General features: G+C 59.8%; 12 protein-coding genes and 1 pseudogene. 8 read left to right on the top strand and 5 right to left on the bottom strand.

Annotated elements, in window-relative coordinates:
• Positions 1 to 348 precede the first annotated feature (348 nt).
• Together BN2664_RS06475 and BN2664_RS06470 are read left to right on the top strand one after the other, a co-directional pair.
• Positions 349 to 1,053: a hypothetical protein gene (locus BN2664_RS06475; protein ID WP_058120655.1), complete on the top strand. Its 705-nt coding sequence runs from the start codon at positions 349 to 351 to the stop codon at positions 1,051 to 1,053.
• A gap of 43 nt (positions 1,054 to 1,096) precedes the next feature.
• On the top strand, positions 1,097 to 1,333 hold the full coding sequence (locus BN2664_RS06470; RefSeq protein ID WP_058120654.1) for a hypothetical protein: 237 nt from the start codon (positions 1,097 to 1,099) through the stop codon (positions 1,331 to 1,333).
• Positions 1,334 to 1,476: 143 nt separating this feature from the next.
• Here the strand turns inward: BN2664_RS06470 and BN2664_RS06465 are convergent, their stop codons facing one another.
• On the bottom strand, positions 1,477 to 2,220 hold the full coding sequence (locus BN2664_RS06465; protein WP_155856470.1) for a TetR/AcrR family transcriptional regulator: 744 nt from the start codon (positions 2,218 to 2,220) through the stop codon (positions 1,477 to 1,479).
• A 306-nt stretch (positions 2,221 to 2,526) separates the two neighbouring features.
• On the opposite strand from BN2664_RS06465, the gene rpsF reads away from it, so the two are divergent.
• The 4 genes from rpsF to rplI all read left to right on the top strand — a co-directional run bounded on the left by rpsF (position 2,527) and on the right by rplI (position 4,391).
• On the top strand, positions 2,527 to 2,820 hold the full coding sequence (gene rpsF, locus BN2664_RS06460) for a 30S ribosomal protein S6 (protein WP_007001007.1): 294 nt from the start codon (positions 2,527 to 2,529) through the stop codon (positions 2,818 to 2,820).
• A 22-nt stretch (positions 2,821 to 2,842) separates the two neighbouring features.
• Positions 2,843 to 3,433, top strand: a complete 591-nt coding sequence (locus BN2664_RS06455) for a single-stranded DNA-binding protein (RefSeq protein WP_007001008.1) — start codon at positions 2,843 to 2,845, stop codon at positions 3,431 to 3,433.
• A gap of 250 nt (positions 3,434 to 3,683) precedes the next feature.
• Positions 3,684 to 3,923 (top strand): 30S ribosomal protein S18, encoded by a 240-nt coding sequence (gene rpsR, locus BN2664_RS06450; RefSeq protein ID WP_007001009.1) that lies wholly within the window; start codon positions 3,684 to 3,686, stop codon positions 3,921 to 3,923.
• A 12-nt stretch (positions 3,924 to 3,935) separates the two neighbouring features.
• Positions 3,936 to 4,391 (top strand): 50S ribosomal protein L9, encoded by a 456-nt coding sequence (rplI, locus tag BN2664_RS06445; RefSeq protein ID WP_007001010.1) that lies wholly within the window; start codon positions 3,936 to 3,938, stop codon positions 4,389 to 4,391.
• A gap of 206 nt (positions 4,392 to 4,597) precedes the next feature.
• Here rplI and BN2664_RS06440 read toward each other — a convergent pair whose 3' ends face one another.
• Positions 4,598 to 5,959 (bottom strand): MATE family efflux transporter, encoded by a 1,362-nt coding sequence (locus tag BN2664_RS06440; protein ID WP_007001011.1) that lies wholly within the window; start codon positions 5,957 to 5,959, stop codon positions 4,598 to 4,600.
• Positions 5,960 to 6,507: 548 nt separating this feature from the next.
• Here BN2664_RS06440 and dnaB point away from each other — a divergent pair.
• Together dnaB and BN2664_RS06430 are read left to right on the top strand one after the other, a co-directional pair.
• The gene (dnaB, locus tag BN2664_RS06435; protein ID WP_040317225.1) at positions 6,508 to 7,839 is read left to right on the top strand and encodes a replicative DNA helicase; all 1,332 of its coding nucleotides are present in this window, start codon (positions 6,508 to 6,510) and stop codon (positions 7,837 to 7,839) included.
• A 162-nt stretch (positions 7,840 to 8,001) separates the two neighbouring features.
• Positions 8,002 to 8,763 (top strand): SDR family NAD(P)-dependent oxidoreductase, encoded by a 762-nt coding sequence (locus BN2664_RS06430; protein WP_007001013.1) that lies wholly within the window; start codon positions 8,002 to 8,004, stop codon positions 8,761 to 8,763.
• 323 nt (positions 8,764 to 9,086) lie between these two features.
• Here the strand turns inward: BN2664_RS06430 and BN2664_RS09530 are convergent.
• From BN2664_RS09530 to BN2664_RS06415, 3 genes and pseudogenes are all read right to left on the bottom strand, one after another.
• Positions 9,087 to 10,314, bottom strand: a pseudogene (locus BN2664_RS09530) (IS3 family transposase).
• Between the two features lie 67 nt (positions 10,315 to 10,381).
• Positions 10,382 to 10,903 carry a restriction endonuclease gene (locus BN2664_RS06420; RefSeq protein ID WP_269431472.1) on the bottom strand — a complete coding sequence of 174 codons (522 nt, stop codon included), beginning with the start codon at positions 10,901 to 10,903 and terminating at the stop codon, positions 10,382 to 10,384.
• Positions 10,904 to 11,097: 194 nt separating this feature from the next.
• Positions 11,098 to 16,833, bottom strand: a complete 5,736-nt coding sequence (locus tag BN2664_RS06415; protein WP_058120653.1) for a S8 family serine peptidase — start codon at positions 16,831 to 16,833, stop codon at positions 11,098 to 11,100.
• Positions 16,834 to 17,055 lie beyond the last annotated feature (222 nt).

The raw sequence follows: 17,055 nt of genomic DNA, 5'->3' as shown, positions 1-17,055 counted from the left end.
AGGCGGGCGGGGGTGGGGGGGAGGGAGAGGTGAGGAAGGGTGGGGGGGGGGGGGGTGTCGGGTGCCCGGCATGCCGCGGTTGGTGAGGGGGGAGGGCGCGGTGCTGTGAGGCGTCGGGGCAGCCGGGGAAGCCGAATCCGCCGTCGCGCGCGATCACGGCATTCTTCCTGTCTCTTAGACCCAGCTGGTTGTGTATAAGAGACAGATTCTGAGGCGCCGCCGCGCGAGCAGATCCTCAAAGAGTTCAGCGTTAGCAACTCGGCCGGCAGCGATACCCGCCCCGCCGCAAGCTCCTCACAGCCCGCGCCAGATGCGGTCAGCTCTGCTCAGCCTGCGCCAAATGCGGCCATGCCCGCGGGGCCTTCGCCAATCGCCGCTACGCCTTACGCCGCGCTCCTTCGCTCGCCGGAGGGCTATCTGGTGTTGGCCACCGAAAGCATGATCGTTCTTGATCTCGATGTGCCGGGAGTGGATGTGAGTGCGACCGAGGAGCTCGGCTTTATCAACATGGTCTTCGGGGGAACTGCGCTCACCCGCGGTGCCGAGGATCGTCCCCGCACCGAACTTGAAGCTCCGGCGCGCTCGCGAATCGAGAGCTTCGCCCGGCTCAATGACGCTTGGTGCACACGGCTTTACCGCACCCTCACCGGCCTGCGCGTGATCGTCGCCGGCGCCCAAGGAACCCGCGCGGGCGGCCCTCAAGCGCAAATGGTTCTGCGTGCACTCGGCGCCGATCCGCAAGACATTGCCGAGACCAACCGCCGCGGACACTATCGCGTGCGGCTCACCGCGATGCCCGAGCGTCTCGGCATGGGCGAGCCTCCCGCTCAGTGGCCCTTCACGGATCCCAGCTTTGATCAGTATCAAGAAGGTCTCGCGGAAGAGGCGAACGTCTGGCTCGAGGACTACACCGCAGAGTCGAAGCTGGCGTGTGCGGCGCAATTTATTGCTGAATTTGGTCGTCCCCTTTCTGAGATTGCCGGGCCGGATGTCCACCTCGTCGAGTTGCATGACCGCTTAGCCAACGCCTCTGAGTCGTATCCGCTGGCATAGCCGCACTGCGTTACCCCGCCCAACGGTGAATGCCGATCATGCCTTGATCGTCGTTTTCAAAGAGAAGACCCAAATCGTGGACGTGGATTCGGATGTGTTGCGTATGGACGTACCGGTGGTGGCGCCAGTACAGGCAGACTGCGTTGGTGATATCGGAGGCTCCGGCGCCATCATGCCACTGTTGGGCATGGTGGATGTCGCAGGTCTGGTAGGCGTCGGTGCAGCCGGGGAATACGAATCCGCCGTCGCGCGCGATCACGGCATTCTTCTGCGCCTCTGACCCGGCGCCCCGCCCGCGGCGCAAGGTCGCCCCGGAGCGCGGGCGCTGCCGCGAGAGGCTATGCGTGCTGTGCGAGGCTATGCGCGCCGCCGGTAGCGCAAAGCCTCCCCCGCGCGTCCCGCGGCCCGCTGCTCCAACTCCGCCTAAAGCCGCAAAATGTCGGCCCAGCGCCCGCCGACCACTTTCAGATACGCCTCGTGATCGACGAAGGTCAGCTCCATAAAGCCCGCGAGCTCGGCGTGAATGGTCCCGCAAAGCTCGATGAGTGCGCGCACAATCCCCAAGATTTTCGCGCCGGACGTCTCGCGCAGGTCGGGAAACTCGGAGCCGTATCGCGAGCGAATGCGCCAAATCGAGGTGGCCAGCGCGAGGGAATCGGGGTGCGAAAGCTCCAGCACGTCACTATTAGAGGCCAGATCGCCGAGGGTGAGGGCGGGCCGCGCGAAGGCGTCGCTAATCCGCTCGCTGGAGAGCTCGGCGGGAGGATTGTAGAAAAGTTCGAAAAGCTGCGGATTGGTCAGCGCCCAGCTGCGCGCGCCCTGCCATCCACCCAGCCAGCGCTTGCGGGGGCTGAGGTACTCGCGCGCGCCGGCGGCAATGGCGGCGTCGAAAGCGGCAATTGCCTCCAGGGCGATCTCCTCCAAAATCGCGTTCTTCGAGGGGAAATGGCGATAAATGGCGCCGGCGGTTATGCCCACTCTGGCGGCGATATCGCGCATTCCAACGGCGTACGGCGGGGTGGTTTCCAGCTCTGCGCGCGCGGCGAGCAGGATTTTCTCGCGCGTGCTGAGCGGCTCGGGGGCGGATTCTGCTTTGGCTTTCTTCGCATTCTTCGGTTGGCGCATCGTCGTTCCTTGTCCGCCGGTCTCACCGTCTACTGTGGACAAAGTTTACCGTTATTCTTGTTCAGTTTGCGTTATTTTCACGACGACGTCGCAGCTCCGGCGTCGTCGCCCCGCAACCCCAAAACACCACCGGCGCCGCCGCTGCGCGGGAGCTGGCAAATTGTTTATCGACGTCACGTTCTTGGGCATGGAAACCGGCACGATGAGGCGGTAAAATAGCTACTTGGTGTATTTTCGGCGGTCAGATGCCGGCGGAAAACCCAAGGGGCGCTTCGGCGCTCACGAACGCATAACCCTCCTGCCACGGAGATTCCGTGGCCGTATAGACCAGAGGAGGTGGGTAATAGTATGCGCGATTACGAGATGATGATCATCCTCGATCCCTCGAACGTAGACGAGCGTAACCTGAAGAACAACATTGAAAAGGTGTTGCAGATCGTACCCAACGAAGGTGGATCGCTCGAAAAGGTTGATATCTGGGGACGCCGTAAGCTGGCGTACCCGATCCAGAAGCATGACGAAGCGATTTACATCGTCGTCAATATGAAGACGCAGCCGGCAACGGCCAAGGAGCTGGATCGCCAGCTTTCGCTTCGTGAAGACGTGCTTCGCACCAAGCTGCTTCGCACGGACGAGAAGTAAGAGCGAGCCAAGGAGGTACACCATGGCAAACGAACCAATTCTGACGCTGGTCGGTAATCTGACCGCGGATCCGGAGCTGCGTTTCACGGGCGCCGGTGTGCCCGTTGCTAGCTTCACGGTCGCTTCAACCCCGCGTAAGCGCAATACGCAAACCAACGAGTGGGAGGACGGCGAAGCAATGTTCGTCCGCTGCTCGGCGTGGCGCGATATGGCGGAAAACTGCGCGGAGTCACTTACCAAGGGCGCGCGCGTTTTGGTCACGGGGCGTTTGACGGTGAGCCGCTACACCTCTAATACGGGTGAGCAGCGCGAATCGTTGGAACTGCAGGTCGATGAAATTGGGCCGTCGCTTCGCTGGGCGAAGACGCAGATCCAGAAGACGTCGAACGGCGGAAGCTACGGTGGGGGCCAGAATTACGGCAACTACGGCGGCGGCCAGAGCTACGGTAGCCAGGCCGGTGGAAACGCCGGCGGCTACGGTGCAGGTCAGGGCTACGGGCAGCAGTCCGGTGGCCAGGCCACCTATAACGCGCCGCAGGGCGGATCCGCGGATGACCCGTGGGGTCAGGCGCCGCAGGGCGGTTCGCGTTTCGACGACGCCCCACCGTTCTAAGCCCTTCTAGCGGCCGTTGCGGCAGGCTAAGGCAACTCGTTGAAAAGGCGAAGGGGATGGATTCCCGTCCCAACGCCGATTGGAATTTAGAGATATCGATTTTTTGCGGAAACGCCCGCTGGCTCAGAGTTGGGAGCTCGAGGAGCCGGGAAGCGCTAGGAAGCGCTGACAACCGCTAGTAAGCGCGGGCGGGGAGCGCGAGCGAAGAAACGCGAACGCTCTTATCCGTAGCTACTTTTGAGGAGAAAATATGGCAAGGCGCCAAGTTCGCAAGCCAATGCGTCGGAAGCCCGAAGTGCATAAGGCTGCGAAGGTTGAAAACATTGATTACAAGGACACCGCTACGCTGCGTCGGTTCATTTCCGACCGCGGCAAGATCCGCGCTCGTCGCGTGACCGGTGTTACCGTGCAGGAACAGCGCAAAATCGCCCGGGCAATTAAGAACGCCCGCGAGATGGCGCTCCTCCCGTACTCGTCGAACGCTCGCTAAGGAGGGAAACAAATGAAGATCATTTTGACTCATGATGTGGACCGCCTGGGCCAGGCTGGCGACGTCGTCACGGTGAAGGACGGCTACGGCCGTAACTACCTGCTGCCCCAGGGCTACGCGACGCCGTGGACCAAGGGTGCGCAGCGACAGATCGACCAGATGGCTGAGGCTCGCCGCAAGCGCGCCATCAACGATCTGGAAGAAGCGCACGCTCTGCGCGATGCCCTCCAGGAGGGCCCGATCCAGATCCAGAAGTCCGCTGGTGATTCCGGCCGCCTCTTCGGCGCCGTCAACACCCGCGACATCGCCGAGGCCGCGAGCGAGAAGACCGGCAAGAGCGTGGATCGCCGCTGGATCCAGCTCGCCAAGCCGATCAAGTCGCTGGGCCAGCACAAGGCTCGCGTGAAGCTGGCTGACGAGGTCATCGCGGAAGTCGTGGTGGACGTTATTCCGGCCAAGCGCAAGTAAGGCCAGAAAGCTCTGGCCACAACGGGCCAGCGGCGGATGAATCCGCCGAGCTGCAGTAAACCGGGGCGAGGTTCTTTGAACTTCGCCCCGGTTTCTTGTATATATCCGTGATTCAGTTTTTCATATTTCGGGGTTTGCTTTTGTGGTGAGGAGTCTCGTGGAGCGGTGTTGTTCCGCGCGTTCGCGTGTTATCTGGGGGCTTGCGGCTACGCCGCGCCGAGAGTTATCCACGCCTCTCCGCGGGCGCGGAGCCAGGTAACGAGCGCGCGCGTTCCTAGAAATACGAAGCCGTACCCTATCCAAAGCCACGCGAATCCCCATAGGCCTGAACCCCAGAAAAGCACCGCTAGCCCGGCGGGAGTGTAGGCAATAAGCGTTACCACCATCAGCCAGGCAAGAGCTCTAAGATCGCCCGCGCCAATGAGTACGCCGTCCAGGATGTACGCGATGGAAGCGAGGGGCGTAGCGAAAGCCATGATAATGAGGGATATAAGCGCGAGGCGCAGGACGTATGCATCCGAACTCATAAGGCGGGGCAGGAATGGCGAACTTGCGGCCATGAGGATTCCAATGATCGCACCCACCGTAAATCCGCGGTAAAGGCAACGGTGGAGGACCCCGTGAACTCGCGCTCGGTTACCTCCGCCAAGCGCTTGACCCACGAGGATTTGCGCGGCCATTGCGAGGGCGTCCAGGCCATAGATCGCAAAATTCCACACCGTCATGGTGATCTGATTGGCCGCCAAAGCTTCGGTTCCCAGGCGAGTTGCGGCGGCAATTTCCAGCAGAATCGAAACTCGCAGTACCACGGTGCGAACAATAAGCGGCACGGAATCTTTGAGTGCTCGCAATACCCCGGCGCCGCGAGGAACCAGGCTTACCGAATGCTCGCGGGCGCGCTTTACGACGACGCCGCCGAGCCACAGGCCCATTATGGTTTGCGCGGTGGCGGTGCCGATTGCTGCGCCCGCCAGACCCCAGCCAATGGGATAGATAAATACATAATTGAGCGGAATGTTGATGAGTGATCCGAAAATTGCCACTTTGAATGGGATTTTCGTATCTCCCAGACCGCGAACGGTTCCGGTAGCCGCGAGGTTAAGGAGCATTCCGGGAAGCCCTAAGGCGGCGAGGCGTAAGTAAGTGGTGCCAGCAGAAACAATCGCGGGACTCGCTCCAAATGCCCTGAGCACCTGGGGAGCAAAGGCAAACAGGGTAGCTGCGAGCAGAAGGCCGAGGCCCAGCCCGAGCCATATTCCATCCATGCCCTGGCGCATGGCGCGGCGCATCTTTCCCGCACCCACGTACCGCGCGGTAGCGGCGGTTGTGGCGTAGGCAAGGAAAATACACAGGCCGACCACTGTAGACAAAATGGTGGAAGAAAGTGAAAGTCCCGCGAGAGGTTCGGTTCCAAGGTTTCCTACCATCACCGAGTCGGTGGCAACGAGGAGCGGTTGGGCGAGGAGTGAGCCGAGAGATGGAAGTGCAAGCCTCGCTATTTCATGGTCGAGGTGCCGGTTAAGCTCCGCTTTGGTCACGGTTTCGTCATTTTTCTCGGTTTCGCGCACCGAGCCACTGTATCGAATTTTTACTCGGTTTCTCTGTGATCCCTATGTTTTTCAGCCGCGTTCACCGCTCGGGCCGTCTCCCACCTCACGCTCGCTATCTATGTAGTGATGTCGCGGAATGGGACCTTGAGGAATTCCTCAAGTGTCAGACGTCACATAGAGGAAAGATGTCGAAAATGTCCACACCTGTGGATGAATTTGGGGACGCGAATCCGCGATTTTGGGCGAGGTTTCCACATTTGTGGATAGAGAGGTGTAAAAATGCCCAAAATAACCACAAAACTTATCCATCTATCCACAGGTTGCGCACAGGTTGCGCGGCGTGTTTCCACATTTCAAAGATGAACTGAACTTGCGGTTAATGAGCTTTGTCGCTAGAAGGAATGTTGGGAAGTGAACCGGCCAGGGCGGTTAGAGGTAACGCGTGGAGCTATCTCCGCGCCCGGTGCTAGAGTTCCAGGTCGAGGCACGCGCGAGCGCAACCTTCGGGCGCACGGCCGCAAGGAAGTTGCGTAAGGAAATGGAGAGCAAAAGTGACGGTAGACGCGATGACGAGTAGTTTCGATCGACGCCCGCCGCAAAACATCGAGGCGGAAGAATCAGTGCTCGGTGGGATGATGCTGTCCAAGGATGCAATTGCCGACGTCGTCGAAATACTGACCGCCGAGGATTTCTATAAACCCGCAAACGTGAGCGTGTTTACCACGGTTATGGAGCTCTTCGGACGCGGTGAGCCGGCCGACGCCGTCACCGTGGGGGCTGACCTCAAGCGCAACGGTGAACTCGAGCGCGTAGGCGGCCTGCCATATCTTCATACCCTTGTTTCGTCAGTCCCGACCGCCGCAAACACCGCCTACTACGCGCAGATCGTCCGTGAGCAGGCGCAGTTGCGCGGGCTGGTGGAAGTTGGCACGCGCATAGCCCAGCTGGGGTACACCACGGATGGCGCGGACGTGGAAGGCTTGATGAATATGGCGCAGTCCGAGGTTTTCGCGCTGGGGCAAAGGCGCGAATCCGTGGACTACGCGATGCTCTCGGAGATCGTGCCGGGGTTATTTGAGGAGCTGGAGCGTAACTCCACACGTGCCGGAGAAATTGAAGGAATTTCTACCGGATTTGCTGATCTGGATATGCGGCTCAACGGCTTACGCGAAGGCCAGATGATTATTGTGGCCGCGCGCCCGGGCGCCGGAAAATCGACCCTTGCCCTCGACTTTTGCCGTCAGGCCGCGATCCACGAGGGCAAGCCGGTGGCCTACTTCTCGCTGGAAATGAATCGCACCGAGCTTTCTATGCGTCTGCTTTCCGCGGAGTCCTCGGTGTTCCAGGACCGCATGATTAAGGGCGAGATGACGGATGAGGATTGGAAGCGCGTGGGTGAAACACTTGACCGTATTTCCGCTGCGCCGCTTATTATCGACGATTCGCCAAATCTTACACTGGGCGAAATCCGGGCTAAATCGCGCCGGTTGAAGCAGCAATATGACATCAAGATGATCGTCATCGACTACCTGCAGCTGCTTTCTTCCGGTGGGCGCATACCCGAATCGCGCCAGCAAGAAGTATCCGAGTTTTCACGCTCTATCAAATTGTTGGCGAAGGAGCTCGAGTTGCCCATTATCGCGGTGGCGCAGCTCAACCGTGACTCAGAGAAGCGCAACGACAAGCGCCCGCAGGTCTCCGATTTGCGCGAATCTGGATCCTTGGAACAGGACGCGGACGTAGTGCTCCTTATCCACCGTGAAGAGATGTACAACCAGGACCCGGACAAGGCTGGCCTTGCGGAGATCATCGTTGGCAAGCAACGCTCCGGCCCCACCGGCACCGTGGAAGTGGCTTTCCAGGGCCACTTCGCGCGCTTCGCTAACCTAGCGGACTAACTGGCGTGTTCCGGGACGCGGCGGGTGACAGTGATTGTTTTGAAGCGACCGCGAGAATCGGGCGTATAGTTGTTTTAAATCTACGTGAACACTCAATTAACTGTATGCAAAAACAGCGATGTGCGACCGGGATGAACCACCAGATTTCAAGGAGGAGGAATTATGGCTGGATTTGATTTCACGGGAAAAACTGTAGTTGTGACCGGCGCGGGTAGTGGTATTGGCCGCGCTACCGCCCTGCACTTTGCGGAGGCGGGAGCGAATGTGGTGCTGGGCGATGTTGCCGACGCCGCGCAGGAAACCGCGGACATGATTAATGAGAAGCGCGAGGGTGCGGGCCTATTCATCAGAACCAACGTGGCTGATGAGGAACAGGCGAACGCCCTCGTGAAAGGTGCTATTGAACATTTTGGCAGTTTGGACGTGGCATTCAATAATGCCGGGGTGTTGCAAAAGACAGCCGCGCTGGCGGATCTGCCCGCCGAAGAGTTCGATCGCGTAATCGCGGTGGACGTGCGCGGGGTTTTCCTCATGATGAAGGCGGAGTTGCAGCACTTCCTCGAGGTGGGTGGCGGCGTGATCGTCAATACTGCCTCCGTTGCCGGCTTGATCGCTGATCCGCAAATGCCGGCGTATGTTGCGGCAAAACACGCCGTGGCAGGCTTAACCAAATCTGCCGCCTGGGATTACGGCGAGAAGAATATTCGCGTTAACGCGGTTGCCCCGGGGCTAGTGGAGACGGCGATGACCCAGACTTGGCGTGAGCAGCCGGCGGTGTGGGATGCGGTGCGTGAATCGAACGCGATGAAGCGCGCGGCGACCCCGGAAGAAATCGCCGGCGTGGTGCTCTATCTCGCCTCGGATGTGGCCAGTTTCGTGAACGGCGGTATTTATCCCGTGGATGGTGGCCAGACCGCTCACTAAAACCTCGGCTTGAGTTTTGCTGCAAGCGCGTTTTAGTTTTCCCGATCCGCACGTTTAGTTCCCCAGCCACGCGAGTTTTTGCACAGGTGTTCCTGCCGCGTGGGGTTTGAGATTCGCGGGTCTAGTGGGGGTTAACGTACAACGCGTAGTAACGCAAAGGGTGGACTACCTTCTAGGGGTCCACCCTTTGCGTTATCACCGAAGTGGCTACGCAATCTGAAAGTGAAAAGAATGGCTGGGTGGCTTTATCTTTGTAAACTACCGCACCTGCTACGTAAAGATGGCGTAAAAACTTGGGTTTTGAAGTGTCCTGTGTTTGTTTCCTAGGCGTTTGCCCTTGTTTCTCTTTTTTCTGATGTGCTTGCGATGTGCCAGTAGTCGTTCTCAGCCTCGACCGGGCTACGATGGTTGAGGGCTTGGTGAAGACGGGTGTGGTTCCAGTTCACCCACTCGAAGGTAGCGATCTCAACCTCAAGAACCTCTTTCCATCGATGATTATTGATCAACTCGTTCTTATACGAGCCGTTGACGTTCTCGGCCAGCGCGTTATCGTATGAATCGCTAACCGTTCCGGTCAATGGTGTGATCCCCGCATCGGCGAGCCGATCGTTATACACAATCGACACATACTGACTCCCGTGATCCGAATGGTGTACCCACCCGCTCGTTTCCTTCGCGCTGGTGATGGCCTGATTCAACGCCTGTAGCGGTAACGCTTCAGTCCGCATGGAATCTGATAACGCCCATCCCACGATCTTTCGAGAGAACACGTCTGTCACAAACGCCGCATACACGAACCCTTTCGCAGTGCGAATATAAGTAATAGCCGCGACCCACAGCCGCTTCGGCCCGCCAGCACGGAAATCACAGTGAACCAAATCCGGTCTGGTGTCTTCCCTCCTGGTCTTGCGTGTCGTGACCGGGGAACGTCCCGTCCCCTTCCCGGATACTCCCGCTAGGCGCATAAGCCGCTCGGTCTGCTCGCGGCCGACTTGCAGGCCGCAGCGGGTAAGTGCGTGCCACATTTTCCTCACTCCATACACGCCATAGTTCACGGCGTGTATCTGGCGGACCGTGGCACCAGCTCACGGTCCCGGATGCTCCTAGCGCTCGGCGTGCCGTAATTAGCGTTGCGGTAGCCGCGGGAGGTGATGAATCCTCCCTTGCGCTGCCGGTTTAACGTCGCACAGATGAACTCAACCGAGAAACGATCACGATATTTGTCAATAAATATGATCATTTCCGACGTTGGGGGTCGAGTTCTAACGCGAAAAAAGCCGACGCTGCTTTCAATAACTCGTTCGTATCGCGCAGTTCTTGGTTCTCCCGGCGCAGCCGAGCATTCTCAGCCACAATTTCTTCCTCAGCTCACGTGACCTGACCAGTTTTGCGTGCTTGCTGTGACCATTGCCGGGCATTGTGCCACGAAACCCCGAGTTTGGACGCGACTACCTAACACGCGTCTTGAATAGACAACCCCTCGGCAAGGACCCGATCCTCCACCAACCAGACAACCCGGCCCCTCGCTTCCTGACCAAATTTCTTCGGCATACTCCAAATTTTCCCATCCACTCAAACGGAAGAAAACCTGGGACACTTCAGAGCTTCTCCGCCAGTTTCAGGGATGTGAACATTTTTCCGGTGCTTTTTCTGGCTCGTTGGGTTCGTAAGTGGACCAGTCAATATCGGAATTCCGAAGATCCGTGAGACCGATTCGAGATACGGGTACCTGCTGGTTACGAATCGCTTCTTCCGCATTCGATCCCCAAGGCGTGCCCGTGGTTTCCACGAAAATGCGCCGCTTGAACGGGCGCTTGCCTGATTCGGAGAGGAAAGAATCGAGATGTTCCTTGCGGATTTTGGTGCCCTGCGCGTAGAACTTGCACTGAATTGCAACAGCTGGAGTATCCGGCTTGACAATGCCATCTGCAGACATGTCGTCGGTTTCAATAGCGACCAGGTCGATCCCAGTATCCGGGCGATGCGCTTTTCCGCCGCCCGGCCAGTCGCGCCAAAAGTAAACCTCTGCGAATTGCCGGCGCATCTCACTGTCGTTTTTGAGGTACGCACGGGTGGCTTGCTCGAGCCAGCTTCCCTTACCTCGTTGGGAGTCGCTAACTTCTTTGTAGCGCTCAAGCAGAGAGTCAAACGCCGAAACACTCTGTGAGGCTTGGCGCTGAGCATCGAGTGAAATATTGTTTTGCGAGTCTTCTTCGGTAGCAGAACGCCGAAATCCAACATCTCTTTTTCCTCACGTTCCAACGCGCACAAAGAGGGCGCAGCGTGGAGCGGTGGCTCCGCGCTGCGCCCTCTGGGCGTAGCTGTATTTAGCTATTAGCGGCGATCAACCGCGACGGTATCTACGCCGTCGCCGTTCCAGTCGCCAATGTAAGCGGCATCGTTCGCGTTGCCGTAGGCGTATTCGGCCTCGGTGACGCCGCTGGAAAGCGCATTGCGGAGCAGGAATTTGTTCCCGCGCACAACGCCGAATCCATCAATGCCGTCACCGTTCCAGTCGCCCACGATCACGCGGTCAGCCGCGTTGCCGTAGGCCATCACGGTCGGGGCGGCGGCGTCCGCGAGGTCGCCCTGGATGTAGAACTTGTTGCCGCGAACGGCCACAAGCTCGGAGGCGGCATCCGCATCGAAATTGCCGGCCAGGATAACGTCGCCCGCGTTGCCGTAGCGCACTTCGCGTTCGGCCGCGCCGCTGTTCAATGCGTTGCGCATCAGCACCACATTGCCGCGGACCACGGCCACCGAATCCTTGCCGTCGCCGTCCCAGTCACCCACGATCACGCGATCAGCCGCGTCACCGTAGACGAACTCGAACTGTGCGTTGCCAGAGAAGGCATTAGTTCCGAGGAAGCGGTTACCGCGGCGAACCATCGGGGTATCGATGCCGTCGCCGTTCCAATCGCCGAAGAACACTTCGTCGCCCGCGTTGCCGTAGTTGATAACGGCGGCCGCACGGCCTTCGCCCCAAGCGGCGGCGTAGTGGAATCCACGCGCGTCAACGCGAGCCGGCTGGTCACCGGGCTTGTAGCCAGGCTTATCGCCGGGCTCTTCGCTCGGACCGTCACCCGGTTCGGGTTGCGGTTCCGCCTTGGCGGTGATCGTCACCGTCACGGTGCGGATCACGGAGTTACCCGCCGCATCGGTGGCCACAATGTTCACCGTGTTGTCGCCGGGGAGGAGCACCGTGCCGGGCGCGAGCGCCAGCGTGGTTTCACCCTCGACGCCGGCAGCGCCGTCGTCCATCACCGTGAACTCAGCCAGTACCTTGGCGGCCAAGGCTGCCTGATCGGTGATTTCATCAGCGGTTGCCTCGAAAGCCACCGAATCCGGACCGGAGATCGTTGCCACCGCGTCCTTCACAAAGGTGATGGACTTAGCGGTCACGTTGCCGGCCAGATCAGCCGATTCCACCGTCACCGTGTAGGTTCCGGCGGGCAGGGCCGAGGTGTCATAGTCGTAGCTCAGAGACTTCTCGCCGGCCGGAACCACGGGGTTAGTCGATTCATTCGCGTTCTTATCGGCATTGCTGTGACCATCAGTAACAACCTCAGCCGGTGCCAGAGCACCTTCAACCGGGGTGCGCTTGGCGGCAAGATCCGTGCTCTGCGAGGAAACCTCTTCGCCGTTAACCAGCACGCGCATCGAAGCGAGGTGATCGTCGGTAGCTGTGAGCTTCGCCGGCGTCGCCTCACGAACCAGCGCGTTATCGGCGATGCCATCAATGGTTACCTCGGGCGCTACCTTATCCACCACTACCGGAATCAAGCCGGCCAGGGCATTACCCACTGCATCGCGGAAGGCGATCAGCACCGAATCGCCGTTCTTCACCGCGATCTTATGCGAGAAGTCCTGCGCGTTGGAATCATTGTGCGGAGCGGTTTCCTGGATGCCGCGCTGAATAACCTTCGAATCGTTGATTGAAAGGGTGTAGCCGAAGCCGTCGTCGTTCGCGGTGCCCGCGAAAGTGGCGGAATCTTCGTTAGTGAAGAGCGCACCACCGTAGAGAGCCTCCGGCGAGGTGAAGGAGATAGTCGGCATAACGGCGTCAGCCTGCAACCACATGCGCTGGTCGAGCTGAACCTTGCCATCCTTATCCGTCGCGGTCACGTGCATGGCCCACAGGCCGGTGGACGCGGGGATGGTGATGGTGAAGGTGCCGTCCTCACCGATCTGAGCCTCGATCGGCTTCGGATCGGCCATGGTGCCGTCTTCCTTAGCGTAATTTTGCGGGGTAATGGTGAAGCTACCCAGCGGGCTTTCCGCCTTACCGCGCATGATGAACTGCTTGCCGTCGAAGTCCTTCGAGCCGGTGGGAATGGCGCAGTACGCCAAGCCGGTGCAGTTCGCGTTGGTGATCGTCGGAGCGGTCCACTTTTGATTCTCCGGCTGGACCGTGCGGCCCGCGATGAGGACAGTTTCAGTGGTGGTGTTCGCGCCGTCGGATGCTACCACGGTAATGGTGCTGGCATTTTCCTTCGGGGTAACAACCAGGGTGAAGCTGCCGTCCTCGGCAACGTCGCTCTTAGCCGAGCTCTTGGCATCGCGGACGGTGAGCTTGGCTCCCGCACGCTCATCCTTCACGGTACCGGTGATCGTCGCCTTGCCCTCGGAGTCGAGTTCCACGGTGCCGGTCGAGGCGGCTCCGGTGAGCTCGAGGGTGGGCGGAGTGGCGTCGTAGGTGTAGGTGTACTCCGTACGGGTCAATTCGTTACCGTTGGCGTCGTAAGCGATAACGGTCACCGGGTTCGTGCCTTCGGTTACGGGAATGAAGGCGTTGAAACGGCCGTTCTCCACGTTCTCGGTGACGCCATTGACATCCACCTTCGCAATGTCACTCGAAGCGAAGCCCTGGACCTTGAGCTTGCCATTCACGATGAATGGCGAAGCCGGGCCCACGGCGTTCTCCGACAGCGACTCGGCGCTGGTAATAACCAGGGTCTTTTCCGCGAACACCTTGCTGGTGACGCCCATATTGAAGCCGTGATCCATTACCGTCGCGGTCACGTATTCCGTGCCTTCGGGGAGGGTGACCTCGAAGGTGAGGACTCCGGTTTCCGGATCCGCGGACTTCTGGGTGACCGTCAGTTCCTTTCCGGTCGGGTCGGTGACCTGCGGGGTCACCATGATTCCCGAACCGTTCTCCGTGACCGTCAGCTCGACGACGCCATCCTTGGGCTCACCGAACTTAATAACGGGGGCGGTGGTGTCCACGCCGAAGGGCATATCAACAATCTGCCAATCGAAGTCCGGGCTGAGGCGGGTCTTCACACGGAAGATGTACTTGCCGTCCGGGACGAGTTCCAGATCGCCCTTTTGGGCGTTCCACACGTGACCATCGAAGACCTGCGAGGATGCGGTGTACGCAGCGTCTCGTTTCTTTTCCATCACAGTGGCGATGGTAGAGCGACGCAGGTACTGTTCCTGCCCAATGGTCTTGATGTAATTGCCGTTCGCGTCCAAAACCTCGTACTCAACATCAGACGCATTGCGCATCATCATGAGGTTGGGAGCCACGACGTCGATGTCGCCGTCGCCGTTGGGCGAAAGCCAGAACGTGCCGAGGGAGCTCTCCACCGGGATCGTCATGCCGGCCCAGTTGGTGACGAGCGCGGTGGTGGCGTCGATGCCGTCGGCGAACGGTTCGCCCGGGGCCTTCACGATCGGCTCGGCGTTCCAATCACCCGCGAAGCCGAGGTACGGAACAGCCAGATCCGGCTGGGTTCCGGTGGACTCAAAACGAGCCCAGCCCTCAACGAAGTGGTTGGTCGAAGCATCGGGCGTGAGCGTGAACGTAACGGTGGCGGTGCCACCGGCCGGAACCGTTACCTGCGAAATATCCGCGGTAAGGGTTTCGTTCGAGATAAACGTGGTGGTTTCCTCGCCCGCATTGTTCGTCTCGTTGACGACCTTCTGAGCGGGAACGGCATACGTCGCCGGAGCGGTGCCGTGGTTGGTGAGGGTCACCTGGAACGACGTCGGCGCGTTCACCTGACGCAAAGCCACCCACGGCTTTCCTTCCACGGTGGCATACACCTGGGTGTCAGCCGCGCGATCGACGCGAGCCAAACCAGCACCGATCTGGCGCGGGGCATACGGAACGCCATTCTCGTTCGCGGTGATCTCCGCGGTATTCATCAGCGCGGTTTCGATCAGGTTCGGACGCTCGGCTGCCGGGAGCTGCGGGTAGCGCTCGGCAAAGACCTGCGTGAGCAGGGATGCCATGCCCGCAACGTTCGGAGCGGCCATGGACGTTCCGGACATCGTGGTGTACTTATTGTCGTTTTGCAACGAGTAAACCTCGCCGCCGATACCGGCAATACGCGGCTTGAAATCAAGCGAAGAAGTGGCGCCCCAGCTGGTGAAGGTAGAAGGCTTACCCGCTACCGCGTTTGGCTCGGTGCGAGCGTCATTCGTGAGCCGAATGGTTACGCTCTTGCCCGCCTTCGCTGCCTCGGACAGCTTTGCGCCATAGCTATGGCCGATCATGGCCGAGGTGAACGTGTAGGCGTCCACGCCGCCGATGGAGCCGATTTCGTCTCCGCCGGTCTCGTGGTTGTAGATAATCACGGCCGATGCGCCGTGCGCAGCTGCGTTCTTGTACTTTTCAGCGAAGGTAATTTCGCCGCGCTGCATAAGGGCGGCCTTGCCTTCGAGGTTCTCTGCCGCGCCGGTGAAGTCTTCTGGCTTGCCGAGGCCCGCGTCTACGACTTCGTACTCGGTATCGGTGACTTCGCCGCTCTGCAGACCGTAGGGGAAGGAATCTTTTTCGTCGTCGATCGTTGCAACCGCAACTGGGCGGGTGACCGTAGTGTTCTCGATGGAGGCCACGGAGAACGAGGCCGGCATCGAGCTCGGGGAGCCGAGCAGGCCGTCGTCGATAATCCCCAAGGCGTCGTTATTCACGCCGGTGGGAGAGAAGTTCTGCCCCGAGTTACCGGCGGAAACCACCGGGATAACGCCCATTTCGCGGGCCTTCTCGAGGGCGGTGTACATACCCGAGGATTCCTCGCGCTGGCCGTTGGACGAGCCGAGGGACATATTGATAACGTCCGCTCCCAGCTTCACGGAATCTTCGATGGCGGCGAGGATATCGGAATCGCTCGCTCCGCCGCCGACTTTCGGAAACACCTTCATAGCGAGGATCTGGGCGTTGGGGGCGATGCCCTCAATGCGGCCGGTATCCGCGAAGGATTCGCCGTCTTCCAGACCGTTAGCGCCCACGATTCCGGCCACGTGCTGACCGTGCTGGGTCTTGCCGGAATCCCAAATCTCGTAGTTCTGATCGGCGTAGTTGAAGCCGTTTGGTACCTTGCAGGTGAAACGGCCCTGCGTATTCGGGTTGATCTTCTGGATCTTCGCCTTCGAGCAGTCGTCGATCTTCAGATCGCGGTGGGAGGCGTCAATGCCGGAGTCGATCACCGCGACGACGGTGCCCGTTCCATCAGCACCCGTGCGCTGGGCCAGAGTGGGAACTCCGTGCACCACGCGCGCGCTGGCTTCATCCGGCTGGTTGTCCGTGGCGGGGGCGCCTGCATGCGCGGCGCTCGCGGCGGCCGCGGCGTTGGCGGCGGCCTCGTTATTAGCGGCCTTCTCCGCGTCGTCAAGCGGCTGGTAAACCCGCTCCCGCTGCACGGTTGCTACCTCGGGCTCCTGCTGGAGGGCGAGGAGGTTCGCGGCCGGAATCGTGGCGGAGAAGCCATTAACCAGGTAGCCGAACTGGCGGTCGACCTGCAGGTCATAAGCCTCGGACCACTTGGCCAGTAGCTCGCTCTGATGGTTCTTGTTGGTATTTTCCCTCGCTGTCGAAGGTGCGGCCGGCTGGTCCTTGAACATGACCATTACCTTGACGCGAGTATTCGACTTACCGAAGGCGATTGATGAGAGATCGGGGCGAATGGAATTCTTCGCGCCCGCGGCCGCCTGCTGGCCGGTCTGTGACTGTGCGGAGGGCGGATTTGCTTCATCCGCCATACTGAGCGGCGCTGTTGCCGGAACTATCAAAGCAACAAGCGCAGCGGTTGCGCCAACCCGCAACCATGGCTTCTCTTGCATGGGATTCCCTTCTGTTGATGCATCCGTGTGGGCGAGGCCGCGATTCGTGAATATCGAGGCCCTTTCGCCGCGAACACATAGCGAAAATTCAAACAGAGATGGGAGTCGTGATCGCCTAGAATCCGAATTTATCTCACCATTCGAAACGCTTAGTTATTAGCGTGAACAGGGATTTTTCAGGCTTTCGAGCCCGCGCAAAGCGCACAACAAAGCGGCTATGTT

The sequence above is a fragment of the Actinobaculum massiliense genome, assembly GCF_001457435.1.
Lineage (GTDB): Bacteria > Actinomycetota > Actinomycetes > Actinomycetales > Actinomycetaceae > Actinobaculum > Actinobaculum massiliense.
Note: the sequence above shows the minus strand (reverse complement) of the source record. Positions and strands in the feature narration are given on the sequence as shown.

Bases quoted from the DNA above. Each gene is read 5' to 3' on its own strand.
- BN2664_RS06475 (WP_058120655.1), top strand. From the start codon at position 349: ATGCCCGCGGGGCCTTCGCCAATCGCCGCTACGCCTTACGCCGCGCTC.
- rpsF (WP_007001007.1), top strand. From the start codon at position 2,527: ATGCGCGATTACGAGATGATGATCATCCTCGATCCCTCGAACGTAGAC.
- BN2664_RS06455 (WP_007001008.1), top strand. From the start codon at position 2,843: ATGGCAAACGAACCAATTCTGACGCTGGTCGGTAATCTGACCGCGGAT.
- rpsR (WP_007001009.1), top strand. From the start codon at position 3,684: ATGGCAAGGCGCCAAGTTCGCAAGCCAATGCGTCGGAAGCCCGAAGTG.
- rplI (WP_007001010.1), top strand. From the start codon at position 3,936: ATGAAGATCATTTTGACTCATGATGTGGACCGCCTGGGCCAGGCTGGC.
- dnaB (WP_040317225.1), top strand. From the start codon at position 6,508: ATGACGAGTAGTTTCGATCGACGCCCGCCGCAAAACATCGAGGCGGAA.
- BN2664_RS06430 (WP_007001013.1), top strand. From the start codon at position 8,002: ATGGCTGGATTTGATTTCACGGGAAAAACTGTAGTTGTGACCGGCGCG.
- BN2664_RS06415 (WP_058120653.1), bottom strand. From the start codon at position 16,833: ATGCAAGAGAAGCCATGGTTGCGGGTTGGCGCAACCGCTGCGCTTGTT.